The following is a 23079-nucleotide window of genomic DNA, read 5'->3' as shown; positions in this document are numbered from 1 at the left end:
TACGGCGTTACTGGTTGAGGGCGAAGCCGCCGTTGACGGGGTAGGTCTGCCCGGTGATCCACGAGGAGGCCTCCGAGGCGAGGAAGAGGATCATGTTGGCGGCGTCGCTGGGCTCGCCGAGTCGACGGATGACGTACTGCTTGAGCATCGCGGCGACCAGGGCCTCGTTCTCGGTCGCGGTGGCGACACCGCGGGTGCGGATGGCCGAGAGGGCCACGCAGTTGACGGTGATGCCGTGTCGACCGACAGCGCGGGCGAGTCCGCGGGAGAAGCCAGCGGCGCCCGCCTTGGCTCCGCTGTAGACGACGAGGTTGGGATCGCCGACCCGTCCGGCGTCAGAGATCACCGTGATCACGCGGCCATATTGGCGCTCGACCATCCCTGGCAGGACCGCGCGGGCCCCGTTGAGCACGCCGTAGAAGCTGGTGCCCATCCACGGGTCCCACTCCTTCGGCCCGGTCTCCCAGAACGGCGGGGCGGCGGCCATCGGGTCCTGCGCGGGGCCCGCGTTGCCGGCGTTGTTGACCAAGATGTCGATCCCGTCGAAGGTCGCCTGCGCCCGCTCGACCATGCCGGTGACCTCGTCCAGATCGGTGACGTCGCAGCGCAGCGCGACGGCGGTCCCGCCGGCCTCGGTGATCTCGCCGGCCACGGTCTCGGCCCGGTCGAGGTGGTAGTCGTTGACCACCACCTTCGCGCCGTGCGCTGCTGCCACCAGGGCCGTCTGCTTGCCCACGCCCTGACCCGCACCGGTGATCAACATGGTGCGTCCGGCGAGGCTGAGTAGATCGGTGGGGGAGGGGGTCGTCATGAGGAGCTCCTGTTCGAGGCGGGGAACACCGGCGCACGCTTCTCGGTGAAGGCGCGGATGCCCTCCTGGAAGTCGGCATTTCCGCGGTACTCGGCCACCGCACCCAGCTCGGCGGCCAGAGCCGCCTCCTGGGGGATGTCGAGGCCGTCGGCGACGAGCCGTTTCATCACGCTCAGCCCGGTCGGGCTCTTGCGAGCGATCACGGCGACCAGTTCGTCGACGGCCTGTTGGAGGTGGTCGTCGTCGACGATCGAGGTGATCAGATCTGTGCAGGCGAGCTCTTCGGCGGTGAACCTGCCGCCGGTGAACATCAGGTGCTTGGCCCGCGCGGGACCGACGCGTCGAGGTAGTCGCACCGAGCCGCCGCCCCCCGGAATCAGGCCGTAGTTGGCGTGCGCGTCGCCGAAAGTGGCCGAACGGGCCGCGACGACCAGGTCGCAGGCCAGAACCAGCTCGAGCCCGCCCGCGACGGCGAGGCCGTGCACCGCGGCGATCACCGGCTTGGGCAGCGTCTCGATCCGGCTGAAGACCCGGCCGACCCGACGCAGGAACGTGCCCTGCCGGTCGCCGCCGTCCTCGGCGTCTTCGCCACAGCGCGTGAGGGTCTCGACGAGGTCGGCGCCTGCGCAGAACACGCGACCCTGCGCGGCCACGACCACGAGCCGGACGTCGTCGTCGGCTTCGGCGACGTCAAGCCCGGCCTCGAGTGCGTCGAGGAGCTCGTCGTTGATGCCGTTGAGCGCCTTGGGTCGATCCAGGCGCAGCCAGAGCGCGGCGCCTCGCCGCTCGACCTGTAGGGCAGCGGTGGACGTGGTCACCCTCACCGCCGACCGAGGATCGTGACCGCGCACGCCGCGGCGTCCGGGTGCACATAGCCCCCCGCGTTCTCGGCCAGCGCGTGCCGCGCGCCCGGAACCTGGCGCTCGCCGGCGCGGCCTCGCAGCTGGGTGGCCAGCTCCACCAGCTGTGCGCAACCGGTCGCGCCGACCGGGTGGCCGCGCGAGACGAGGCCACCGTCCGGATTGAAGGGCACCCGCCCGCCCAACTTCGTGGCTCCGGTGGCGAGGAACTTCGGACCCTCCCCAGGGCCGCAGAGGCCGAGCTCCTCGTACATGATCAGCTCGTTGGGAGAGGCGGCGTCGTGTACCTCGACCACGTCGAGGTCCTCCGGGCCGATTCCGGCCTGGGCGTAGGCGAGCTTCGCGGTCCGTGCCTCGAGCAGCTCACCGGTGGTTCCGGGGATGCCGGACAGCAGGGCGGAAGCCAGGACCCGGACCCGTGCATGCTCGGCGTCCGCGTCCGGCAGTGGGCGGTCGGCTGCACGAACGACCAGGGCCGCGGCGCCGTCCGCGATCGGCGAGCACATCAGCATGGTCAGCGGGTCGGCAACGACCCGGCTGTCCAGGATCTCCTGGACGCTCAACGCCTTCTGGTACTGCGCGTTGGGGTTCAGCGCCCCGTGTGCCGAGTTCTTGGCGGCCACCTCGGCCAGGTCCTCGGCCGTCGCACCGGAGCGCTGCATGTACTGCCGGGTGATGCGGGCGTAGACCTCCATGTAGAAGGACTCGGCGGGGCCGTCGCGACCGGTGAGCTCGCGGGTGATGGCCGGGATACGCTCGATGTCGGTCCCCGTGGTCATCGCGTCGAGCACCTGACGGGTCGGCGGCCCGGTCATCTTCTCGGTGCCGCACACGACCACGGTGTCGTACATCCCGCCCCGCACGGCAGCCACGGCAATGTGTAAGGCGCTCGATGACGTCGCACAGGCGTTCTCGGTGTTGAGTACCGGCACCCCGACCAGCCCGGTTGCGGTCGCGACGATCTCGCCTCGGATCATCTCCTGGCCGGTGACCAAGCCGGCCATGGCGTTGCCGTGGACCACCAGGTCGATCTCGCCCGGGTCGAGCGCCGCGTCGGTGAGTGCCGCCCCGATCGCCGCCGAGCCGAGCGACGCGAGCGTGGCGTCCTTGTGCTTGCCGAACGGCGTGATCCCCACGCCGACGATGTCGACCTCCCGCACGGGGCCTCCTCATCGAGTTACCTTCCTTACTGGTAAAGAAACTAGGAGGTTCAGCGTTCGGGTGTCAAGGGTTTGCTTCCTGTTGGGTTAAGTTACTGTTGTCGCAGGAAGGAGGTCGAGATGGGCCGACCCCGCACAACCGACGTGCAGAGCCTGGTCGAGGCTGCGGCGCGGGTGTTCGAGCGCCACGGGTACGCCGATGCGACCCTGCAGGACGTCGCCGCCGAGGCGGGCGTGAGCAAGCCGACGGTCTACCAGTACGTCAAGTCCAAGCAGCGACTGCTGGAGATCATCGTCGAGCAGGTCATCTACCCGCTGCGTGAAGGTATCGAGCAGATCGTGGAGGGCCCGGACGACGCACGCTCGCGGATCGAGGCCTACGTCGACCTGCACGTGCGCTCTGCGACTCGGTACTCCGCCTACTACCAGGTCCTGATGGCTGATCAGCATCAGCTCTCTCCAGAGGGCCTCCGCCGCTACCAGGACTGGGCGCGCCAGGTCAACCGCTCCTTGGAGGGCCTGCTCGACGAAGGTGTCGCCCAGGGGGTCGTCCGCCCGGACATCGATGTGAAAGTGGCAGCGAACTTGCTCAACAGCATGCTCACCTCGATCGCACGCTGGTACCGGCCCCTCAACCGACTCGACCCGGGCGACATTCGGGCCGAGGTGATGAAGTTGCTCGAGGGCTTCCTCGTTTCGCTCGACGCCGGCGAGAGCGCTCATCCACCGAAGGATCGCTCCTTCCGGCCGGCGGAATGACCGCCGTGCCCGCTTCCGGCCGGACAACCGGGTCAGCGGCCCAGCTCCCGGGCGACCGCGGCGACGGTGGTCTTGTCGATCGCCAAGCGGCGCAGCACGTAGTCCGCACAGCGCCGGGTGGTCGAGGCCCGGGGCGGGCCAGGCGATCCGAGCGCCGCGGCGTGCGCGCGCTCGCCCTGCCCTCGACGACCCAGCTCGCCGCCGTCGACGCCTGGAGCCAAGCGGCCCGTCATGCCCTCTACGAGGCACGCTCCTCGGCTGCCGCCCGGTACTGGGCCTGGGTGCTTCGGACCATCGCAGCTGCTGAGATGTGACGTCCAGGAAGGTTGTACCGCCGGGATCGGTGAGTCTGTCTGGCAGACGAAGGCCTCCGGTTGTGAAGTGGAGCTGTCGAGGAACCGCTTCTCCGACCGGAGGCCTTCGTGTCCCACGCCAACGCCGCGCTGACCCCGCGCGCCCGTCTCGGGCTCGCTCAGCTCGTCGTCGACGGGGTACGGCAGGCGGCACCTGACCGAGGCGGTCGGCGAGCTCACGGGCGCGATGCACACCCACCTGGTGGACGCGTGCGAGTGGGTTCGGCCTGCCCCGAGGCACGACGCCTTCTTGAAGCACGGCGCGGGCGGTGTGTTCCCGCTGTCTACTGGAGGGGGGTCGTGACCACCGCGACGAGGGCGGGAAGGGCCTGTGCGAGCATCCCGGGTAGCCGTGCGAGTCGGGGGTCGAAGACGAACAGGGCCACGCCGGCGAGGAGCATACCGGCGCAAGCTGCCATCACCAGGATTCGACCCGGGCCGTCCCTCCCGAGCAACAGTGCGACGAGACCGGCAATCGCTGTCGTGGCGAGCACCAGGTTGTAGACCCCCTGATGGAAGGCCCACGGCCGCACGGCTCGCACGTGCTCTGCGCGTACCTCAAGCATTCGGTGCACCGTGGGCCTACCGAACAAGACGCTCTCCAAGATGAACATCCACAGGTGGAGGCCCGCGGCTGCAGTGATCGAGAGAGCGGCGACGACGATTATCACGCGGCCCGATCTCCGACCTCGTCCCCCTCGGCGGTCATGCGCGCCTCTTGGTCCGCAGTGCACTGTCGGTCCGGAGCTGACCATGCTCGTCCATGTCCGCGAGGACGCTGGGGAGGCCGTCCGTCAGCATCTTCCGGCGGACGGAGCCGAGGATCCGGGACATGGCGAAGCCGCCGACGCCGGTGAATCCGGTGTGGTAGTAGGTGAAACGGGTCCCACCTGCCTGCGGCTCCAGTCGGTAGGACACCAGCGTTGTCTCGCCACCCCCGCCGTCCACCCAGCTGAAGTGCAGCAGGGTGGGTGGCTGGCTGTCGAGGACCTCGCACTCGACCACACCGCTCCAGCCCGGCATGGGCGCGGCCACGAACTGGAAGTGCGTGCCGGGGGTGGGTGCGAACCCCACCGGTCGGGCGCCGCGGCCGGTCGCGGTCCAGTACGGGACAAGGTCCGGGTCGGTGACCGCCCGCCAGACCTGCTCGATCGGGTAGGGGTAGTCACGAACGATCGTGATGTCGGACATGAAACCCGTCCTCTCGTCAACCTCAGTGCAGTTGCTGTAAAAATACAGTAGCAGAAAAATATGAGGGACAGCAGTATGGTGCCGGTCGTGGCGACGACGGCGGAGCCGGGCGAGAGCCTGCGTGAACGGAAGAAGCGGCTGATGCGGCGGCAGCTGTCCGACACGGCGGCAGAAATGTTCTTGACGCACGGCTTTGACGCCGTCCGGGTAGCCGAGGTCGCCGAGGCTTGTGGCGTCTCAGAGAAGACGGTCTTCAACTATTTCCCGAGCAAGGAAGCGCTACTGCTGGACCGGCTGGAGCCGACCTCGGAGGCCCTCTCGACCGCGCTCGCCCGACCGGAGGTCACGCCGCTGGAGGCAACCCTCGGCCTCCTCGCAGACGAGCTGGCCGCCACTGTTGCAGGCTTCGCCGGACCGGATCGGGATGGCGCCGTGGCCGCCTACCTCCGCTTCGGCGACATGATCGACCGGACCCCGGCCCTGTATGCGTACAGCAGCGCGATGACAGACCGGTTCGTCATCGCCGCTTGCCAGGCTCTCGCCCGTCGCACGGGAGGTGCGCCGGATGACCCCGAGCTGCTCATCACCGCGGCAGCGCTGGTTGGTCTCTGGCGCGTCCAGGCGAGCAGTCTGCGGCGGCATCTCGCTGGCGACGGCGATGTCGTCGGGCTGACCGAGGCTGTGACCGCCGATGTCGAGCGGGCCGCACATGTCTTGGAGCGGGGACTCAACGGCTGAATCCCACGCTCGGGCGGCGCGGGTCGGACACGCCGGCCCACGCCGACCGAGACGACGCTGACGGACAGACAGGTCCGCAGCCGCCACCACGAGGCAGAATCGACCTGGGCTTGATCAAGAGGTAACGGGGGAGGGCTCGTCCTGGCTCGGGGTTGGTGGGGAGCCTGCGTGGTGGCGCAGGACCAGGCCCTGACCCCGGCTCATGGACACGGCGGCTGCTCTCTCAGCATGGCTCCATCCTCGTTTCCAAGGCTAGGAGCCTCCGCCGGACCCAGGGCGAGTCAGTGAAGCGCCCGGGATTCAGTGGACGCCGGGTCCTCCCGAGCGTTGCTCGTCTCGGACTTCTTGGTGAGCGGAGTAGTTGTTCTCGTACTTGACCGGTGGGTGTTGCCGATCATGGAGTGCAGCCGGTCGGTATCGAACCAGTGCACCCACGACGCGGTGGCCATCTCGAGGTCCTCGACGGTGTGCAGCGGGCCGTCGAGGCGGACGCACTCGGACTTGGAGAAGAGTCCGCCGCCCGGTACTGGACCTGGGTGCTCCGGACAATCGCAGCTGCTTATCCGGGCTGACCCGCTGAGGGTGAACCGTTCACTGTGACGATCCGCAGGCCCGCGGTAGCGGGACAGGGAATCCCGCTGGCGCTTCAGATCCAGAACGCGTACAGTTTTACGTACGTCAGGCGGAGGTGGGGCTGTGAGGACCATGTCGTACTCCGAGTCCAGGGCTCGGTACGCGGAGACCCTCAACTCGGTGACCGACGACCGTGAGGAGGTCGTCATCACCCGGGCCGGACACGAGCCGGTGGTGATGGTGGCGCTCGACGACTACGAGTCGTTGAAGGAGACCGCCTACCTGCTGCGCTCGCCCGCCAACGCTCGCAGGCTCCTGGCGTCGATCGAGGAGCTGGAGGGCGGCGGGGGGCAGGTTCAGGAGCTGCACGAGGCGTGAAGATCGTGTTCGCCACCAGGGCGTGGGAGGACTACGTGTGGTGGCAGGCTCAGGACCGCAAGGTCCTCAAGCGCATCAACAGCTTGATCCAGGACATCACCCGTAACGGCAACGAGGGCATCGGCAAGCCCGAACCACTCAAGCACGGCTTCCATGGCTACTGGTCGCGGCGCATCACCGATGAGCACCGCTTGGTCTACCGCGTCGAGGACGACGAAGTCCGGATCGCGGCCTGCCGATACCACTACGAGTGAGCCGACGCCGCCCGAGATGGCAGTCTCGCGAGCGACCGCAGGCGTTCCGACGCCGCTCAAGTAGTGGTTGTCCTGGCCGCCGTCAATGCCTGGAAAGGGCGACGAGCAGGGCAGATGTCATGATGATTATCGATCGTGGGTACCGCTTCGTGTCCGGAGTCCCGGCTGATGGTGGCGAGCGTGTCGGCGTTCGACGCGTTGTCAGTCTGATATTCGCGGGTTGAGTACCGCAGGACGGACTGTTCGGCGTGGGTAGGTGCCGCGGTCTAGGCGCGAGCGTGACCAGGGGTTTCTCCGCTCCCCGGCGATGGGTGGGGAGGAAGTTCCCGGTCGCTCATAGGTGTATCGAAGGTCTACTCACCGGCGCAGCCGTCACCACCACCAGGCTCGGGTCCGGACGATCAAGGGCCGCCGCTTCGGTCGAGGACGGCCAAGGACCAGCACCAGCCGGCGAGCTCACGAGCGATCGCGGTGTTCGCCACGACCGGGAGCTTGTGCGGGCGTCGAAGGCGACCCTACGGGCGTGCAGGCGTCGGTTGGCCCGCTCGCCCCGGTCTCGTGCCGCTGGGCCGGCGAGGTCCTGGTGGCGGCGCAACACCGCGCTGGGTCGGTTCGGGCGCCGGTGGTGCCACGCCGCCTCGATCAACAGTCGGCGGGCGTGCGCGTTGCCGGTCTCGGTGATCGACCCCTGCGAACGCGACGCGCCGGAAGAGGACTCGGTCGGGACCAGCCCGAGGTAGGCGCCGATCGTGCGGCCCGTGAGGCGCTGCCAGTCGCCGATCTCCACGGCGAGCCCGAACGCGGTCAACGTCGAGACCCCGTGCAGACACCCCAGCCGGGCCGCGACCGGGGCGTACTCGCCGTCACAGGTCCAGGGCGATGTCGGTGAAGGAGGGCGTCACCCGCTTCGACGCCTCGCCGGCCCGGACAGGGCGCCGGCGCGGGGGATTGCCCGATCGAGGCGGTCACCGTCGTGGCGAACTTGCACGGCTGGAAGCACGGGGCTGCGACCTGTTCGCCCAGCAGGACGCCGCCGAGGACCTCGTCCGCCCGTTGCAGGACCGCCCCGTCCCGGTGGAACGCGAGATTCTGACGCCGGGCTACGCGGGGGACTACTCCAGCTTCCTGCGCTACACCGAGCGGGCCGCGGCCGAGCACGGGCTCGAGACCCGCGACATCTTGGTCGAGGTCGGCGGCCTCGGGCTGGTCGGCGGCCAGGAGGACCTGATCGTCGACATCGCCCTGGACCTCGCGGCCACCAAGAAATAGGAGCGAGAGAATCGCCTCGACGCTGACAGGAGGTCGGAACGTCGAGACTGGCTCCGCGTCGGTTGAATGCGCTCGCGGCGTGACACCACTCATGACACGAAAATCCGTTGAAGGGCGCCGCCGGAGGGCTGGAGAGCGATCTCGCGGCAGCGTTGGCGCTGGTAGAAGGCTTGAGAGGGAAGTGTCGGTTACACCCGAGCGGTCGCAGGTTCGATCCCTGCCGCGGCCCACCCAGTTCAGCACGGCATTGATGTTCAGTTCTGTCGCGAGACGCCGGGTTCATGACAACCCAGTTGTGACACCACCTCCTTCCGACGCCCTTCAAGGGTGCGGTCTTGCCGAAATGAGGTTGTGTCACGACGCGCAATAGGATGTGGCGTGTCGGCGCGCAGGGTGCGGGCCGTGGTCAGGGAGAGGCCGGGGTTCTCCCGGGCCGACTCGGTTCGATCGGTCAGGGTTGGAGCACCGCGCTCAGTGCGTGGAGCGCCGCATCGAGGAGGCGGGGGTCCGAGCCCGATCGCACCCGCAGGTGCAGCCGTTCCGACGGGACTGGCGGGAGGTCGGTGCAAGGCTCGAGGCCTTCCGGAGCGGCGACGTCTGCGATGAGGGCGACGCCCAGCCCCCCGCGAGCGGCGTTGAGCACGCCGGCCAGATACGCCGCCTCGCCGACAACCGTGGCGCTGAGGCCGTTGTCCGCCAACGTCTGCAACGCGCGCCGCCGGATCGTGCACGGGCTGTCGATCACGACCAGGGGGATCGGCCCGTCGGTCGGGCGGCGCCATCCCGGGGCGGCGTACCAGGTCAGGGGAAGGGCGCCGGCCGAGACGCTCTCGCCGTCGACGACGTCGCCGATGTACATCGCGAGGTCGAGCGTGCCGCGGTCGATGGCGTCGTTGAGGCGGCTGGACCGGTCGAGCCGGAACCGGACGGCGGTGCCTGGGAAGACCTCCTGGAGCGCGCCCATGACGCGGGGCAGCAGCTCGTCCGCCGCGTGATCGGTGGAGCCGAGGACCAGGGAGTCGCGGGGATCGCCGACGCCGAGCCGGCCGAGCGCCGCGTCGTGTGCGGCGAGGATCCGCCGGGCCTCCCCGAGCAGAGCCTCGCCCTCGGGGGTGAACCGGCTGAGCCGGCCCTCGCGCTGGACCAGTGGGCGGCCGATGGTTTTCTCCAGCCGCCGGACGTGCTGGCTCACCGCCGACTGGGACAGCATCAGAGTCTCGGCCGCGCGGTGGAAGCCGCCACAGTCGGCCACCGCCACGACACTGCGCAGCGCGACGATGTCCAGGACAGCGGCCATGTCCGAGAAGCTAACACCACCGATCGCATTCGCTGATCGATTGTGATGCACATTCGTCGTTGGACAAGGTGCCGCTGCTCGGCTTGGCTCGGTGCGTGGCCAGCACGACGACTTCGCACCGGACGGGCGCTCTGCCCTCCGTGCCGACCGTCGTCCGTCGTGCGGATCGGCTGACGCAGCGCCGGGTCATCGACCACGGCACCGTTCACTCGGCGGCCTGTTCCCGCTGATCGCGGCTCCTGCCGCGCCCGGTCATTGCCGTGCCGGTCCGAGGTCGAACCTGTCCCACCCCTGTCGGCGCTCCGCCGATGCAGGAACCCTGAAGGAATCGTGAGGTGATCCCGCATGACCGTTGCGGGTGCAGTCCCCGTCGTCGCGTCCTGGGCCGAGCCGCAGGGCATCAAGGCCCGCGGCACTCTCGTCGTCGTGCCCGGGCGGGGCGAGCATGCCGGGGTGTACGAACGGTTCGGCCGGCGCGTTGCGGCCGACGGATACCGGGTGTGGGCGGTGTCGGACCCCACCGTTGAAGAGGCGCGGGCGCGGTCGCAGATCCGCGCGCTGCTGGAGAGCGTCCCCTCCGATGAGCCCGGGGAGACCGGGCCGCCGCCGCGGGTGCTGGTGGGCTCGGACACCGGCGCGCTGTTCGCCGCCGCGCTGGCTGCCGAGGGCACCGCCGGGATCGACGCGCTCGTGCTCGCCGGACTGCCTACGGCCGACGCCAGGTCCACCGCGGCCTGGGACGACGAGTTGGTCCTGCGGACCTCCTGCCCGACCCACCGCGGCCGGCTGGACGGCGACGATGCCGTGCGTCGAGGTGCGCTCGCCGGTGCGGTGCCGGGCGAGTGGCTCGACCGGGCGCGAGCCGCGGCGATCACGGTCCCGGTGTTGGGCCTGCACGGGGCGGCCGACGGGGTGAGCCCGCTCGACACCGTCCGCGCCTGGTATGCGGACCTGCCCCAGGGAGAGCTGGTCAGTATTGCCGGCGGTGTGCACGACGCCCTCAACGACCAGACCCACCGGACCGCTGCCGCGACCGCTGTGCTGTTCCTCGAGCGCCTGCGCCTCGGCGAGGGCCCCATCGCGCGTGTCGAGGACCTGGGATGAGCCGCTACGTCGTGATCGGGGCGGGTGCAGTCGGCGCCACTCTCGCCGCCGAGCTGCACACCGCGGAGCGGGCCGTCGTGCTGGTCGCGCGAGGCACCCACCTCACCGCCCTGCGGGACGGGCTGCGCTACCTGCGTCCGGACGGCGAACACCGGGTCCCCGTGCCGGTGGCGGCAGCCGACGAGGTGGACCTGCGGGCCGACGACGTCCTCGTGCTGGCCACGAAGGCCCAGGACGCGGAGGGCGCGGTCGCCGACTGGGCCTGGCGGCCGGTCAAGGACGCCGCCGGCCGGACCCGGTCGGCGGCCGAGGTGCTGCCCGTCGTGACCCTGCAGAACGGCCTCGACGCCGAGCGGGTCGCCCTGCGCCGCTTCGCGACGGTGTACGGCGCCGTCGTGTGGTCACCCTCGGCCTATCTGACGCCGGGGGAGATCGAGTCGCCCGCGGCCCCGGCGGTCGGGGTGGTGTGGATCGGTCGGTATCCGGCCGGCCGGGACGAGCGCGTCGAGCGGATCGCCGCGGACCTGCGTGCCGCCCGGCACCTGGCCGAGGTCGTCGACGACCTGCCGCGGTGGAAGGCGGGCAAGCTGCTGCCGATCCTGGGCAACGCCCTTGACGCGCTCTACCCGGCCGGACCGTTGCGCAACCGGGCGGCGGCCGCGCTGCGCGACGAGGCCCGCGCGGTCTACCGCGCCGCGGGCGAGTCGCCCGCGGACCTGCCCGGCGAGACCTCGCTCGACCTGAGCCTCTTCGCGTCGCAGCCGATCCCGGGGCGTTCGCCGACCGGGCGTTCGACCTGGCAGAGCTTGCGGCGCGGTGCGCCGCCCGAGACCGACTTCCTCAACGGCGAGATCGCGCTGCTCGCCCGCCTGCACGACACCGCGGCGCCGCGCAACGCCGCGATCCAGGCGCGGCTGCAGCGGGCCGTCACCGACGGTGTGCCGGTGGGGTCGCTCGACGAGTCCGACCTGCGGGCCGTCCTGCCCGAGCTCGACGTGCTCGTCGACGCCGACGGGCTGGCGGAGGAGCTGGCCGGGCCGCGGCCGCCGGTACTGCTCGACGTCAGGTGGGCGCTCGGTGACCCGCGGGGGCGTGAGCACCATCGCGAGGGTCACCTGCCGGGTGCGGTCTACGTCGACCTCGACACCGAACTCGCCGGGCACACCGGGAACCCGACCGACGGCCGGCACCCGCTGCCCGACCTCGCGGACCTGCAGGCCGCCGCACGGCGCTGGGGCGTGCGGGCCGACCGCCCCGTCGTCGCCTACGACGCCTCGGGGGGGCTGGCGGCGGCACGCGCGTGGTGGCTGCTGCGGTGGGCCGGGCACACCGACGTCCGGCTGCTCGACGGCGGCCTCGCGGCCTGGGCCGGCCCGCTCGAGACCGGAGACGTGCATCCGGAGCCCGGCGACGTCGTGCTGGAGGGCGGCCACCTGCCCGTCCTGGACGCCGACGAGGCCGCCGAGCTCGCCCGTACCGGCCTGCTCCTCGACGCCCGCGCCGCGGAGCGCTACCGGGGCGAGGTGGAACCGGTCGACCCCCGGGCCGGGCACGTCCCGGGCGCGGTGAGCGCCCCCACCGGCGACAACCTCGGGCCCGACGGGCGCTTCCGCCCGACCACCGAGCTGCGGGAACGCTTCGCCGGGCTCGGGGTGGGGGAGGAGACCGTCGGGGTCTACTGCGGGTCCGGAGTGACTGCGGCGCACCAGGTCGCGGCCCTCGCCGCGCTGGGCGTGCGGGCCGCGCTGTTCCCGGGCTCGTGGTCGGCGTGGTCCTCCGACCCGGACCGCCCCGTGGCGACCGGTGCCGAGCGGGGCGGGGCATGACGTCCGCGCCGACCGATCACGATCCGCGATCGATACCGATGCGGATTCGTCGCTGGACCTCACCATGGGTCATGGGTTTCACTCTTCGGGTGCGGAACTCGACGACACCTCGGCGCGCGGGGCAGTGCCCGCCCGTGGCATCGTCACGGTGCGTGGTCGTCGACGGTGGGTTGACCCAGCGTCGGGTGATCGACCACGGCACGGTGCACTCCGCCGGCTGTCGCTTCCTCTGAGCCCGGCGCGGCCCTCTCCGCGGGTCCGTCGCCCTCCGAGTCCGACCGTCGCGTGTCCCCACGGACTCGCCTCCTCCGACCCGCCCGCGGCGGGCCGCCGCCCCGCCGCGTCCGTCGACACGGCCGGGAGGCCGAATCCGGAAGCAGAACGATGAGCGATCCCACCGCCCCGACCGGGGCACGCCCGTGACCGGCACGCTGCCGGCCCCGTCGATCCAGGCCGCCCTGTCCTACCTCGCCGGCTGGACCACCCAGCCGGCAGTGCGAGACGCGCACCGGCTGGACCGGTCCGGGTACGACCCGGGCACCGGGCCTGACGCGGTCGTGTTCGCGGAGTCGGCCGCCGACGTCTCGGCCGTCCTCGCGCACGCCCATGCCACCCGCACGCCCGTCGTCGTCCGCGGGGCGGGTACCGGCCTCTCCGGCGGGGCCGTGGCCGGCGAGGGCAGCATCGTCCTCGACCTGACCCGGATGGACCGGATCGTGGAGATCTCGCCGGAGGACGAGCTCGCGGTCGTCGAGCCCGGGGTGATCACCGCGCACCTCGACGCCGCCGCGGCGGCGCACGGGCTGCGCTACGCCCCCGATCCCGCCAGCCTCGCGATCTCCACGATCGGCGGCAACATCGCCACCAACGCGGGCGGGCTCCGGTGCGCGAAGTACGGCGTGACCAGGGACTCCGTGCTCGGGCTCGACGTCGTGCTGGCCGACGGCCGCCGCCTCGCCACCGGGCGGCGCACGGTCAAGGGCGTGGCCGGCTACGACCTGACCAGCCTGTTCGTCGGCTCCGAGGGCACGCTCGGGGTGATCGTCGGGGCCACGGTGCGGCTGCGCCCCGTCCCCGTGCGGACCGCAACCCTCGCGGCCTGGTTCCCGGACTTCGAAGAGGCTGCCGCGGCTGCCGCCGCGATCACCGCGGCCCGGCTGCAGCCTGCCGTCGCCGAGCTGCTCGACGCCGCATGCCTGGAGGCCATCGGGGCCGATCGGGGCGGCGCGTTCCTGCTGGTCCAGACGGACGGGTTCGGGGCCGACGCGGAGATCGACGCCGTCCGGGAGGTCGTCGCGCCCCTCGCCGAACGGGTGGACCTCGCGACCGACCCGGACGAGGCCGAGGCCCTCCTCGCCACGCGCCGGGCGGCGCTGCCTGCCCTGGAGCGACTGGGCCGGGTGCTGGTGGAGGACGTCGCCGTGCCGCGGTCCCGGTTGCCCGAGGCCGTCAGGGCGATCACCGCGATCTCCCGGCGCAGCGGGATCCGGATCGCGACCATGGCCCACGCCGGCGACGGCAACCTGCACCCGATCCTCGTCCTCGACCCCGGTCGCGAGATCGACGAGCGCGTCTGGGCCACGGCCGGCGAGGTCTTCACCACCGCGCTGGAGCTGGGTGGCACGCTCACCGGCGAGCACGGCGTCGGCCTGCTCAAGCGCCGCTGGCTCCGCGACGAGCTGGGCGACGACGTGCTCGCCCTGCAGTACGCGGTGAAGGCCGTCTTCGACCCCCACCACGTCCTCAACCCGGGAAAGGCGCTGTGAGCGCGCCCGTGACCCCGCCCTGTCGCAGCTGACCGCCGCCCACCCGACCCACCCGTCCTCGCGGGGTGCCCGACGTCGTGCGCCCGGCCCCACCGTGCCGCACCCACCCGCGCCACCACAGGAGATCACCCATGAGCGTGCCGACCCAGACGCCCGGTTCCGATCGCGTCGTCCCACCCACCGCGGCTCGAAGGGTCGAGTTCATCAGCCTGTCGCACCTCAATCCGTCGACCGAGCTCGAACCGATCCCGACCCGCGGGATCGATCTCGCCTACTTCCGGCGATACGTCCGGACATTGGAGGAGGCGGGGTACGACTACACCCTGCTGCCGTACGGATCGTCGAGCGCGGACTCGTTCGTGGTCGCCTCCGCGGTGGGTCAGCTGACCGAGCGGATCCGCCCGATCGTCGCGGTCCGGCCGAACACGGCGTTCCCCCTCGTCGTGGCCCAGCAGCTGGCCACGCTCGACCAACTCACCGAAGGCCGCGCAGTCGTGCACCTGATCAGCGGCGGGAACGACGCGGAGCAGGCCCGCCAGGGCGACTACCTGCCCAAGGAGCGCCGGTACGCGCGGACCAGCGAGTTCATCGAGCTGCTGCGCCGGGCATGGACCGAGACCGCGTCCTTCAGCCACCGCGGCGAGTTCTACCGCTTCGACGGGTTCGGTCCCGGTTTCCGCCCCTACGGCGACACCATCCCGATCTCGATCGGCGGCCAGTCGGACGAGGCGTTCGAGATCGGCGGCCGGCAGGCGGACGTCTTCAGCTTCTGGGGTGAGCCGCTGGCGGACATCCGTGCCCAGATCGAGCGGGTGCACGCCATCGCGGACGCCGCGGACCGCCCCCGCCCGCGGATCTGGGTGACGTTCCGCCCGATCATCGACCGCACCGACCAGCTAGCCTGGCGCAAGGCCTACGACTACGCCGAGAAGATCGGTGCGACCTTCCAGAAGGGCGCCTACGGCCGGCAGCAGCTGATCGGCAAGGACGCCCCGCAGAACGTCGGGTCGCAGCGGGCGCTGGAGTTCGCCTCCCGCTCCGAGGTCTACGACCGGGCGCTGTGGACTCGCACCGCGGCCGTCACCAATGCCGGGGGTGCCTCGACCGCGCTGGTCGGGACGCCGGAGACGGTGGCGGCGGCGATCGTCGACTATATCGACGTGGGCGCCGACCTCGTCTCGATCCGCGGCTACGACACCCTCGCCGACGCCCGCGACTACGGCCGGTACGTCCTGCCGCTGGTCCGCCAGGAGCTCGCCCAACGCGAGGCCACCGGGCAGCGGGGCACGCTGCAGGCCGACCACCCGGGTGCCTTCGCTCCGGGCTTCGACGCCGACGCCCTGGCCGGTGCCCGATGACGGCGACGCTCCTGACACTGCCCGTCCCGGACCTGTCCGACGACGCTCTCGCCGCGGTCACCGCGGAGCTCGCCGCGACGGCCGAGGAGTACGACCGCAGCGGCGCCCTCCCGACGGCCGGGATCGAGGCCGCGCACCGGGCCGGGTTGCTCACCGCCACCGTCGCCGAGCGCCACGGCGGGCCGGGGGTGAGCCCGCTCGACGCGGTCCGCATCCTGGTCGCGCTCGGGGAGGGGGACCCGTCGGTCGCCCTGCTCGCCGCGAACACCCTGGCCGCGCACCAGGGCCAGGCCGTCGCGAACCACTGGCCCGCGCCCGCCTACGCGGACCTGCTGAGGCGCAGCGCCGCGGGGCCGGCCCTGGTCAACGCGATCCGTGCCGAGCCCGAGCTGGGCGCGCCCGCCCGCGGGGGTCTGCCGGCCACGGTCGCGCGACGCACCGCCGACGGATGGTCGCTCTCCGGCCACAAGGCCTACGCCACCGGCGGGACGGCGCTGGCCTATCACGTGGTCTGGGCGGTCGCGGACGAGCCCGACGGCGATCCGGCCGCCCCGCGCGTCGGGCACGTGATCGTGCCCGGTGACGCGGCCGGGATCACCTGGATCGACACCTGGGACCACCTCGGCCTGCGCGCCTCGAACACCCACGACGTGGTGTACGACGACGTCCGGCTGCCGGCCGGGGCGTTCGTCGAGATCCCGCGGGGAGCCGACGGCGTGTACCGCGACCCGGCAGCAGCCGCCGGGATCACGAGCTTCGGGCACCCCGCGCTCTACGTCGGCGTCGCCCGCGCGGCCCGTGCCGCCTTCGTCCGGTACGCCCGTGAGCGGATCCCGAGCGCGCTGGGCCGCCCGATCGCCGAGACCGAGCGGATCCAGGCCGTGGCCGGGGAGATCGACGCTCAGATCGCTCAGGCCGAGACGCTGCTCTACGGCACGCTGCTGCGCGCCGAGGCCGGACACACCGACCACCTGCCCCAGCTGTCGGTGCTCAAGGTCCAGATCGCGCGGACGGCGATCGCGGCGGTTCAGGCTGCCGTCGCCGCCCTCGGCAACCCCGCCCTGACCCGGCACCAGCCCTTCGAACGACACCTGCGCGACGTCCTCTGCGTGCGCGTGCATCCTCCGCAGGAGGACGCCGCGCTGCTCGCCGCCGGTCGCCGTCTGCTCACCCACTGACCTCCGCCGACAAACCCGAGAGAGAAGAACACTCATGACGACGTCCCGCACGGCGCGCCGCGTGCCGCGTGCCCGGCGCCTGGTCCAGGCAGCGATCGGCATCCTCACCACAGTGCTCGTCGCCACCGCCTGTGCCGGGGGTGGCGCGCAGTCCGCCGGGTCGGGCACGCCCCAGGACGGTGGCGACCTCACCTTCCTGATCGACTCCCTCGGTGACACCTGGATCCCGAACAACAGCGCGATCTCCAGCTTCCAGGGCCACATCTGGGGGCACGTCACCGACAAGCTCGTCTACGTCGACGAGAACGGCAAGACCTCCCCCTGGATCGCCACCAGCTGGGACCAGAACGCCGACGCCACCGAGTTCACGCTGCACCTGCGGTCGGGCGTGACCTTCTCCGACGGCACCCCGCTCGACGCCGCCGCGGTCGTCGCGAATCTCGACATGTGGTCGAAGGGCGACGCGAGCCGCGGCATCCAGCCGATCGGCCTGTTCCCCAAGACCTACAAGGCCGCCGAGGTCGTGGACCCGGCGACGGTCAAGGTCACCTTCACCTCACCCACGCTCGGCTTCATCCCGACGCTGGGCTACCACGGCTCGATCCTGATCTCGCCGAAGAGCCTGGCGCTGCCCGCGGACCAGCAGGCGGACCTGAAGAACGACATCGGCAGCGGCCCGTACGTCGTCGAGTCCTGGAAGGACTCCGACAGCGTGGTGCTCAAGAAGCGGCCCGACTACGACTGGGCACCGCCGGTGCTGTCGCACCAGGGGCCCGCGCGGATCGACACGATCACCTACAAGCAGGTCAGCGAGCAGCAGGTCCGCACCTCGTCGGTGCAGTCGGGACAGGCCGACGTCGCCTACAACCCCTCGCCCAAGGAGCTCGAGAGCTTCAAAACGCAGGGCTTCGGGGTCGCCGCACCGCGCTACCTCGGGTTCGTCAACGGCTTCGCGATCAACACCAAGGTCGCGCCGTTCGACGACGTGAAGGTCCGGCAGGCGCTGCAGCACGGCATCGACCGCCAGGAGATCCTGAACACCGTCTACACCCCGGACTGGCTCGCCGCGACCTCGTTCATCCAGAGCAACGTGCCCGGCGCGACCGACCACTCCGCGGATTTCGCGTTCGACGCCGCCAAGGCCGAGTCCCTGCTCGACGAGGCCGGTTGGGCCAAGGGCCCGGACGGTACCCGCGCCAAGAACGGCACCCCACTTGCGCTGACCCTCTACCCGAACCCGTACCTGGCCACCTCCAAGGCCGTCGACGAGCTGGTCGCCCAGCAGCTGCGCAAGATCGGCTTCAAGGTGGACCTGCAGGCCTTCGACGTCGTCACCTACGGCCAGCGGATCAAGGTCGGCAGCCCGACGGTGCCCGCCTACGAGATCACGCGCAGCTTCATCGACGCCGGCACCGTCGGCGGCGTGCTCACCGACGCCAACAAGGGCGAGAACTGGTTCGGCGTCGGCCAGAGCGACCAGAAGCTGACCCAACTCGCCACCGACGTCGCGGGCGCCAGCGACCCGAACGCGCGCAACACCCAGCTCGACGAGCTGCAGGGCTACGTGCTCGACCAGGGCTACTTCGTGCCGCTGACCCAGATCGTGCAGCGCCTCTACCTGCAGTCCCCGCGCGTGCACGACGTGACCTACAACGGGCTGGCCTACGCGAACTACTACACCGCCTGGATCGGGGACCAGCGGTGAGCCGGGGCTACCTGCCCTTCGCGCTGCGTCGCGCGGGACAGGCCGTGCTGGTGATCCTCCTGGCGTACGTGGCCACATTCGTGGTAATCAGCGTGCTGCCGGGGGACCCGGTGACCGCGACCCTGCGCAACCCGCAGAACGGGTTCACCGAGGAGCAGATCGCCCGGATCGTCTCCTACTACGGGCTGGACCGACCGGTGCTCGTGCAGCTCTGGGAGGCGTTGTCCCGCTTCGTGACCGGTGATCTCGGCGTCTCGCTGCGGTCCAACCGGCCGGTGGCGGACATGATCGGCGAGGTGGTGCCGTCCACGCTGGTCCTGGCGGGTGCCTCGCTGGGCCTCGCCCTGCTGCTGGCCTTCGGGATCGCGTTCGGCGTGCGGTACCTGCCGCGTCCCTTCGGCCCGGCCCTGCGTTCGGTGCCTTCGCTGTTCCTGTCCGTCCCGGGCTTCCTCGTCGGGTTACTGTTGATCCAGATCTTCTCGTTCGGGCTCGGCCTGTTCCGGGCCATCGATGCGGACAGCCCCTGGGCCACGTTCTTCGCGGCGCTCACCCTCGGCGTCTGGGTCTCCGCCCAGGTCGCCGAGGTGCTCATCGCGAACCTGGACCGCGAGGCGGAGCAGGACTACGCGGGGGTGGCCCGCGCCCGCGGACTGGGGCAGGCGCGGCTGCTGCTGCGGCACCTGCTCAAGCCGTCCGCGCTGCCGGTCGTCACGGTGCTCGCGGTGATGATCGGTGAGGTGCTCGGTGGCGCCGTGATCACCGAGGCGGTGTTCGGCCGGACCGGGCTGGGCAGCCTCGTGGAGAGCTCGGTGGCCAGCCAGGACCTGCCCGTCCTGCAGGCCGTGGTCTCGCTGGCCGCCGTGGTGTTCGTCCTCGTGAACCTGCTGGCCGACCTCGTGTACCCGTTGCTGGATCCGCGGGTGACGGTCGTGCGGCCCGAGGCGAGGGTGGCCGTGGCATGACCCTCACCGCCGTCACCACCACCGAGGCCCCTGCTCCGCCCACGCGCCCGGTCTGGCGGGTGCCGCCCACCGTGGTCGTGTCCTTCGTGGTCGTCGCGCTGGTCCTCGCCTGGTCGATCGCGCCGGGCGTGTTCAGCCACCAGAACCCGGTCGACGGGATTCCGTCCGAGCTGTTCCGGCCGCCCAGCGGTGCGCACTGGTTCGGTACCGACCATCTCGGGCGCGACGAGTTCGCCCGGGTCGTGCACGGCACCGCCTCCAGCGTGTCGAGCGCGCTGGTGGCCGTGCTGATCGGGCTCGTCGTCGGCGGGCTGTTCGGGCTGCTCTCGGGGTTCTTCGGTGGGCTGGTCGACACCACCCTGGCGCGGTTCGTCGACGTGCTGCTGGCCATCCCGAGCTTCCTGATGGCCGTCGTGATCGTCAGCGCGCTGGGCTTCCAGACGATCAACGCCGCCGTCGCCACCGGCGTCTCGGCGGTCGCGGTGTTCGCCCGGGTGCTCCGCTCGGAGGTGCTCAAGGCCCGCAGCGCGGTGTTCGTGGAGGCGTCGCTGCTGCTCGGCGGCTCGCGCGCCTCCGTGCTGTTCCGGCACGTGCTCCCGAACGCCTCGCGGTCAGTGCTGCAGCTCGCGGTGCTGCAGTTCGGGCTGTCCATCCTGACGATCGCGAGCCTCGCGTTCCTGGGCTACGGCGACCCGCCGCCCGCCTCGGACTGGGGGCTGCTGATCTCCTCGGGGCGGGAGTACCCGCTCGCGCCCTGGCTGGTGTGGGCCCCCGCCGTCGTCACGATCGTCACCGTCCTCTCCGTGAACAGGATCAGCCGATGGCTCCGCAAGACCGACTGACCAGCACGTTGGAACGCCCCGAGAGCACCGTCGCGCCGTTGCTGCAGGTCGAGGGGCTACGCGTCGCGTACGGCGGGCACGAGGTCGTCCGCGGCGTCGACCTCGAGCTGGGCGCCGGGCGGAGCCTCGCGCTCATCGGCGAGTCGGGCTCCGGCAAGTCGACGATCGCCAAGGCTCTGCTGCGCCTGCTGCCCACCGGCGGCAAGGCCTCCGGACGCGTCGAGCTGGCCGGCCGCGCGCTGCTCGAGCTGCCGGAACGGCACTTCCGTCGGCTTCGCGGCCGGACGATCGGCTTCGTCCCGCAGGACCCCGGGAACGCGCTGAACCCGGTGCGGACCATCGGCGCCCAAGCACTGGAGGCCGCAGAGCTCGTCGACGAGCTCGCCAAGCCGGACCGGCGGGCGGCCGTCCTGGAGACGTTCGCGCAGGTGGGCCTCGCGGATCCGGAGCGGGTGTTCCTCTCCTACCCGCACCAGCTCTCCGGGGGCATGCTGCAGCGCGTCCTGATCGGGCTCGCGGTGCTCCCGAGGCCGGCCCTCCTGGTGGCCGACGAGCCGACCTCCGCCCTGGACGTCACCATCCAGAAGCGGATCCTGGATCTGCTCTCCGAGCTGCGCGAGGGCCTCGGCATCAGCCTGCTGCTGATCACCCACGACCTCGCGATCGCCGCCGAGCGGGCGGACTCGTTGCTGGTCCTGAAGGACGGGGTGGCGCAGGAGACCGGGCCCACGGCGGAGGTGTTCGCTGCCCCGTCGTCGGACTACGCGCGGCGGCTGCACGCCGACGTCCCGGCCCTGAACCCGGACCGCTACGCGCAGTTGCGCGACCTGGGACGGGCGGGCGCGCCCAAGATCGAGGTCGTGGCCGTCACGAAGTCCTTCGGGTCGCTCACGGCCGTCGACGACGTCTCGTTCTCGGTGCCGGCGGGCACCACGCACGCCCTGGTCGGCGAGTCGGGGTCGGGCAAGACGACGGCGATCCGGTTGCTGTCGGGGCTCGAGCAGCCGGACTCGGGGCGGATCGCTGTGGCGGGGGAGGAGCTGCGCGGGCGCTCACACGCCTCGTTGCGCAGCGTGCGGCGACACCTTCAGCTCGTCTACCAGAACCCGTTCACCTCGCTCGATCCCCTGTGGAAGGTCGAGCGGCTGGTCCGCGAGCCGCTGGATCGCTACCGGATCGGGTCCCCGCGCGAGCGCGATGAGCTGGTGCGGGAGACGCTGACGGCGGTCGGGCTGGGCGAGCACCTGGTGTCCCGCAGACCCTCGGCCCTGTCCGGCGGGCAGCGGCAGCGGGTCGCGATCGCCCGGGCGCTCGTCCTGCGCCCGGACGTGCTCGTCCTCGACGAGCCCACCTCGGCGCTGGACGTCACCGTGCAGGCCGACATCGTGGAGACGCTGCTCCGGCTGCAGGCCGAGCAGGGCCTGACCTACGTGTTCGTCTCGCACGATCTCTCGCTGGTGCGCCAGCTCGCGCACACGGTGTCGGTGATGCGCCGCGGCCGGGTCGTCGAGCAGGGGACCGTCGCGCAGATCTTCGACTCGCCGCAGGAGGAGTACACCCGCACGCTGCTGGACTCCCTACCGGTGGGTGCGTCGTGACCACCACCGTGCAGACCCGGACACTCGGGTTCAACACCCGGGTCTCGTGGTCGGACTCCGAAGGCCCGGCGCAGGGCCTGCGGGACGGCATCGCGTTGTTCCGCGCCGCCGAGGAGCTCGGCTACCAAGCCGGCTGGGCCTACCAGCGGCACTTCGACCACTACCTGTCCTCGCCGCTGCCGTTCTTCGCCGCCGTCGGGCAGCACACCTCCCGGATCCGGCTCGGATCCGCGGTGATCCCCATGCGCTACCAGGACCCGATCCTCCTGGCCGAGGCCGCCGGGACGACCGACCTGCTCGTGGACGGGCGGCTGGACCTGGCGCTCGCCACCGGTTCGACGGCCTTGTGGGACCCGGTGTTCGGCGCCGTCTCCAGCGATCCGCGGACGGAGGCCAAGGCCAGGCTGGCCCGGTTCCTCGCCGCGGTGGCGGGGGAGCCGGTCCACACGGTCGACGGCCCGGGCCAGGGCGCGCCCGTCGGGACGCAGGTGCGGGTGACGCCGCACAGCCCCGGTCTGCGCGGCCGGCTCCGACGCGGCGCGGCGAGCCTCGACTCCGCGGTGGACGCGGCCCGGATCGGCCTGGGGCTGATCACCGGCACGGTGCTGCACGGGTTGGAGCCGGGGGAGACGTTTCCGGAGTACCAGGCGCGGGTGATCGAGGCGTACCGGGAGGCCTGGCGGGCGGAGCACCGCACCGAACCGCCGCCCGTCGCGGTGGCCGCGTCGATCCTGCCGGGAACGACGGCGGAGTTGCGGGAGACCTACGCGGCCTACGACCACGAGCGTCGGACGCAGGGCATGGCTGCGTCGCGACCGAAGGGTGCCCTGGAACCGGTGATCGGGGGGACCCCACCGAACGGCAACGTGATCAGCCCGGTGCACCACGGTGACCCCGAACAGGTCACGGAGGCGGTCCTGGCCGATCCCGGCCTCGCCGCTGCGGACGAGATCGTGCTCTTCCTGCCGCCGGCCTTCGGCCCCGACGCCAACCTGCGACTGATCACCGACCTGGCGCAGCAGGTCGCCCCGGCCCTCGGCTGGTCCCCCTAGCACTGCCCGTGAGCGGCGCTGGTCGTCATGGCGACCAGCGCCACC

The 23079-nt window shown here is 71.5% G+C and carries 23 protein-coding genes and 1 pseudogene; 16 read left to right on the top strand and 8 right to left on the bottom strand.

The window, feature by feature from the left end; genetic code table 11:
* Positions 1–7 precede the first annotated feature (7 nt).
* Genes LWC35_RS05930 through LWC35_RS40155 form a run of 3 tightly spaced genes read right to left on the bottom strand, consistent with a single transcriptional unit; the run spans position 8 to position 2831 of the window.
* Positions 8–811, bottom strand: coding sequence for an SDR family NAD(P)-dependent oxidoreductase (locus LWC35_RS05930; RefSeq protein WP_232868867.1), 804 nt, complete (start codon positions 809–811; stop codon positions 8–10).
* Positions 808–1629 carry an enoyl-CoA hydratase/isomerase family protein gene (locus tag LWC35_RS05925; RefSeq protein ID WP_232868866.1) on the bottom strand — a complete coding sequence of 274 codons (822 nt, stop codon included), beginning with the start codon at positions 1627–1629 and terminating at the stop codon, positions 808–810. The genes LWC35_RS05930 and LWC35_RS05925 overlap by 4 nt, the downstream gene beginning before the upstream one ends.
* 2 nt (positions 1630–1631) lie before the next feature.
* Positions 1632–2831: a thiolase family protein gene (locus LWC35_RS40155; protein ID WP_232868865.1), complete on the bottom strand. Its 1200-nt coding sequence runs from the start codon at positions 2829–2831 to the stop codon at positions 1632–1634.
* Positions 2832–2951: 120 nt separating this feature from the next.
* Between LWC35_RS40155 and LWC35_RS05915 the strand changes: the two genes are divergently transcribed.
* The gene (locus tag LWC35_RS05915) at positions 2952–3590 is read left to right on the top strand and encodes a TetR/AcrR family transcriptional regulator (protein ID WP_232868864.1); all 639 of its coding nucleotides are present in this window, start codon (positions 2952–2954) and stop codon (positions 3588–3590) included.
* A gap of 32 nt (positions 3591–3622) precedes the next feature.
* On the opposite strand, the gene LWC35_RS05910 is transcribed toward LWC35_RS05915, so the two are convergent.
* The 3 genes from LWC35_RS05910 to LWC35_RS05900 form a co-directional block, all read right to left on the bottom strand.
* Complete coding sequence (locus tag LWC35_RS05910; protein WP_232868863.1) at positions 3623–3823, bottom strand: hypothetical protein; 201 nt, start codon at positions 3821–3823, stop codon at positions 3623–3625.
* A gap of 404 nt (positions 3824–4227) precedes the next feature.
* Positions 4228–4614, bottom strand: coding sequence for a DUF1304 family protein (locus LWC35_RS05905; protein WP_232868862.1), 387 nt, complete (start codon positions 4612–4614; stop codon positions 4228–4230).
* Positions 4615–4648: 34 nt separating this feature from the next.
* Positions 4649–5134 carry an SRPBCC family protein gene (locus tag LWC35_RS05900; protein WP_232868861.1) on the bottom strand — a complete coding sequence of 162 codons (486 nt, stop codon included), beginning with the start codon at positions 5132–5134 and terminating at the stop codon, positions 4649–4651.
* 87 nt (positions 5135–5221) lie between these two features.
* Here LWC35_RS05900 and LWC35_RS05895 point away from each other — a divergent pair, with 87 nt between their 5' ends.
* The 3 genes from LWC35_RS05895 (at position 5222) to LWC35_RS05885 (ending at position 7077) form a co-directional block, all read left to right on the top strand.
* Positions 5222–5872, top strand: a complete 651-nt coding sequence (locus LWC35_RS05895; protein WP_232868860.1) for a TetR family transcriptional regulator — start codon at positions 5222–5224, stop codon at positions 5870–5872.
* A 705-nt stretch (positions 5873–6577) separates the two neighbouring features.
* Entirely contained in the window at positions 6578–6823 is a 246-nt protein-coding gene (locus LWC35_RS05890; protein WP_232868934.1) for a type II toxin-antitoxin system Phd/YefM family antitoxin, read from the top strand.
* On the top strand, positions 6820–7077 hold the full coding sequence (locus tag LWC35_RS05885; protein ID WP_232868859.1) for a Txe/YoeB family addiction module toxin: 258 nt from the start codon (positions 6820–6822) through the stop codon (positions 7075–7077). The genes LWC35_RS05890 and LWC35_RS05885 overlap by 4 nt, the downstream gene beginning before the upstream one ends.
* 334 nt (positions 7078–7411) lie before the next feature.
* Here the strand turns inward: LWC35_RS05885 and LWC35_RS40835 are convergent, their stop codons facing one another.
* A complete protein-coding gene (locus LWC35_RS40835) occupies positions 7412–7903 on the bottom strand; it encodes a transposase (protein ID WP_443690202.1) in 492 nt (163 codons plus the stop codon).
* Between the two features lie 53 nt (positions 7904–7956).
* Here LWC35_RS40835 and LWC35_RS05880 point away from each other — a divergent pair, with 53 nt between their 5' ends.
* Complete coding sequence (locus LWC35_RS05880; protein WP_232868858.1) at positions 7957–8346, top strand: 4-hydroxy-2-oxovalerate aldolase family protein; 390 nt, start codon at positions 7957–7959, stop codon at positions 8344–8346.
* Between the two features lie 451 nt (positions 8347–8797).
* On the opposite strand, the gene LWC35_RS05875 is transcribed toward LWC35_RS05880, so the two are convergent.
* Positions 8798–9643, bottom strand: a complete 846-nt coding sequence (locus LWC35_RS05875) for a LysR substrate-binding domain-containing protein (RefSeq protein ID WP_232868857.1) — start codon at positions 9641–9643, stop codon at positions 8798–8800.
* 345 nt (positions 9644–9988) lie between these two features.
* Between LWC35_RS05875 and LWC35_RS05870 the strand changes: the two genes are divergently transcribed.
* From LWC35_RS05870 to LWC35_RS05815, 11 genes and pseudogenes are all read left to right on the top strand, one after another.
* Entirely contained in the window at positions 9989–10747 is a 759-nt protein-coding gene (locus LWC35_RS05870; protein WP_232868856.1) for an alpha/beta fold hydrolase domain-containing protein, read from the top strand.
* A pseudogene (locus tag LWC35_RS05865) lies at positions 10744–11652 on the top strand (ketopantoate reductase family protein); the annotation flags it as partial. The gene LWC35_RS05870 and the pseudogene LWC35_RS05865, both read left to right, overlap by 4 nt.
* Positions 11653–11742: 90 nt before the next feature.
* Positions 11743–12573, top strand: coding sequence for a sulfurtransferase (locus tag LWC35_RS05860; protein ID WP_232868933.1), 831 nt, complete (start codon positions 11743–11745; stop codon positions 12571–12573).
* A 419-nt stretch (positions 12574–12992) separates the two neighbouring features.
* Positions 12993–14339 (top strand): FAD-binding oxidoreductase, encoded by a 1347-nt coding sequence (locus LWC35_RS05855; protein WP_232868855.1) that lies wholly within the window; start codon positions 12993–12995, stop codon positions 14337–14339.
* Between the two features lie 131 nt (positions 14340–14470).
* Positions 14471–15697, top strand: a complete 1227-nt coding sequence (locus LWC35_RS05850; RefSeq protein ID WP_232868854.1) for an LLM class flavin-dependent oxidoreductase — start codon at positions 14471–14473, stop codon at positions 15695–15697.
* Positions 15694–16875, top strand: a complete 1182-nt coding sequence (locus LWC35_RS05840) for an acyl-CoA dehydrogenase family protein (protein ID WP_269803647.1) — start codon at positions 15694–15696, stop codon at positions 16873–16875. The genes LWC35_RS05850 and LWC35_RS05840 overlap by 4 nt, the downstream gene beginning before the upstream one ends.
* 34 nt (positions 16876–16909) lie before the next feature.
* On the top strand, positions 16910–18580 hold the full coding sequence (locus tag LWC35_RS05835; protein ID WP_232868853.1) for an ABC transporter substrate-binding protein: 1671 nt from the start codon (positions 16910–16912) through the stop codon (positions 18578–18580).
* A complete protein-coding gene (locus LWC35_RS05830; protein ID WP_232868852.1) occupies positions 18577–19542 on the top strand; it encodes an ABC transporter permease in 966 nt (321 codons plus the stop codon). Before LWC35_RS05835 ends, LWC35_RS05830 begins: the two co-directional genes overlap by 4 nt.
* Positions 19539–20384 (top strand): ABC transporter permease, encoded by an 846-nt coding sequence (locus LWC35_RS05825; protein WP_232868851.1) that lies wholly within the window; start codon positions 19539–19541, stop codon positions 20382–20384. Before LWC35_RS05830 ends, LWC35_RS05825 begins: the two co-directional genes overlap by 4 nt.
* Entirely contained in the window at positions 20363–21982 is a 1620-nt protein-coding gene (locus LWC35_RS05820) for a dipeptide ABC transporter ATP-binding protein (RefSeq protein WP_232868850.1), read from the top strand. The genes LWC35_RS05825 and LWC35_RS05820 overlap by 22 nt, the downstream gene beginning before the upstream one ends.
* Entirely contained in the window at positions 21979–23034 is a 1056-nt protein-coding gene (locus LWC35_RS05815; protein ID WP_232868849.1) for an LLM class flavin-dependent oxidoreductase, read from the top strand. Before LWC35_RS05820 ends, LWC35_RS05815 begins: the two co-directional genes overlap by 4 nt.
* Positions 23035–23079 lie beyond the last annotated feature (45 nt).

It is taken from the genome of Pseudonocardia kujensis, assembly GCF_021283305.1.
Classification (GTDB): domain Bacteria; phylum Actinomycetota; class Actinomycetes; order Mycobacteriales; family Pseudonocardiaceae; genus Pseudonocardia; species Pseudonocardia kujensis.
The sequence above is the reverse complement of the archived record's forward strand: the minus strand, read 5'-3'. Positions and strand labels throughout refer to the sequence as shown.

Coding starts and splice junctions, on each gene's coding strand:
- LWC35_RS05930 (WP_232868867.1), bottom strand. CDS start 811: ATGACGACCCCCTCCCCCACCGATCTACTCAGCCTCGCCGGACGCACC.
- LWC35_RS05915 (WP_232868864.1), top strand. CDS start 2,952: ATGGGCCGACCCCGCACAACCGACGTGCAGAGCCTGGTCGAGGCTGCG.
- LWC35_RS05910 (WP_232868863.1), bottom strand. CDS start 3,823: ATGACGGGCCGCTTGGCTCCAGGCGTCGACGGCGGCGAGCTGGGTCGT.
- LWC35_RS05900 (WP_232868861.1), bottom strand. CDS start 5,134: ATGTCCGACATCACGATCGTTCGTGACTACCCCTACCCGATCGAGCAG.
- LWC35_RS05890 (WP_232868934.1), top strand. CDS start 6,578: ATGTCGTACTCCGAGTCCAGGGCTCGGTACGCGGAGACCCTCAACTCG.
- LWC35_RS05880 (WP_232868858.1), top strand. CDS start 7,957: ATGTCGGTGAAGGAGGGCGTCACCCGCTTCGACGCCTCGCCGGCCCGG.
- LWC35_RS05875 (WP_232868857.1), bottom strand. CDS start 9,643: ATGGCCGCTGTCCTGGACATCGTCGCGCTGCGCAGTGTCGTGGCGGTG.
- LWC35_RS05870 (WP_232868856.1), top strand. CDS start 9,989: ATGACCGTTGCGGGTGCAGTCCCCGTCGTCGCGTCCTGGGCCGAGCCG.
- LWC35_RS05850 (WP_232868854.1), top strand. CDS start 14,471: ATGAGCGTGCCGACCCAGACGCCCGGTTCCGATCGCGTCGTCCCACCC.
- LWC35_RS05840 (WP_269803647.1), top strand. CDS start 15,694: ATGACGGCGACGCTCCTGACACTGCCCGTCCCGGACCTGTCCGACGAC.
- LWC35_RS05835 (WP_232868853.1), top strand. CDS start 16,910: ATGACGACGTCCCGCACGGCGCGCCGCGTGCCGCGTGCCCGGCGCCTG.
- LWC35_RS05825 (WP_232868851.1), top strand. CDS start 19,539: ATGACCCTCACCGCCGTCACCACCACCGAGGCCCCTGCTCCGCCCACG.
- LWC35_RS05820 (WP_232868850.1), top strand. CDS start 20,363: ATGGCTCCGCAAGACCGACTGACCAGCACGTTGGAACGCCCCGAGAGC.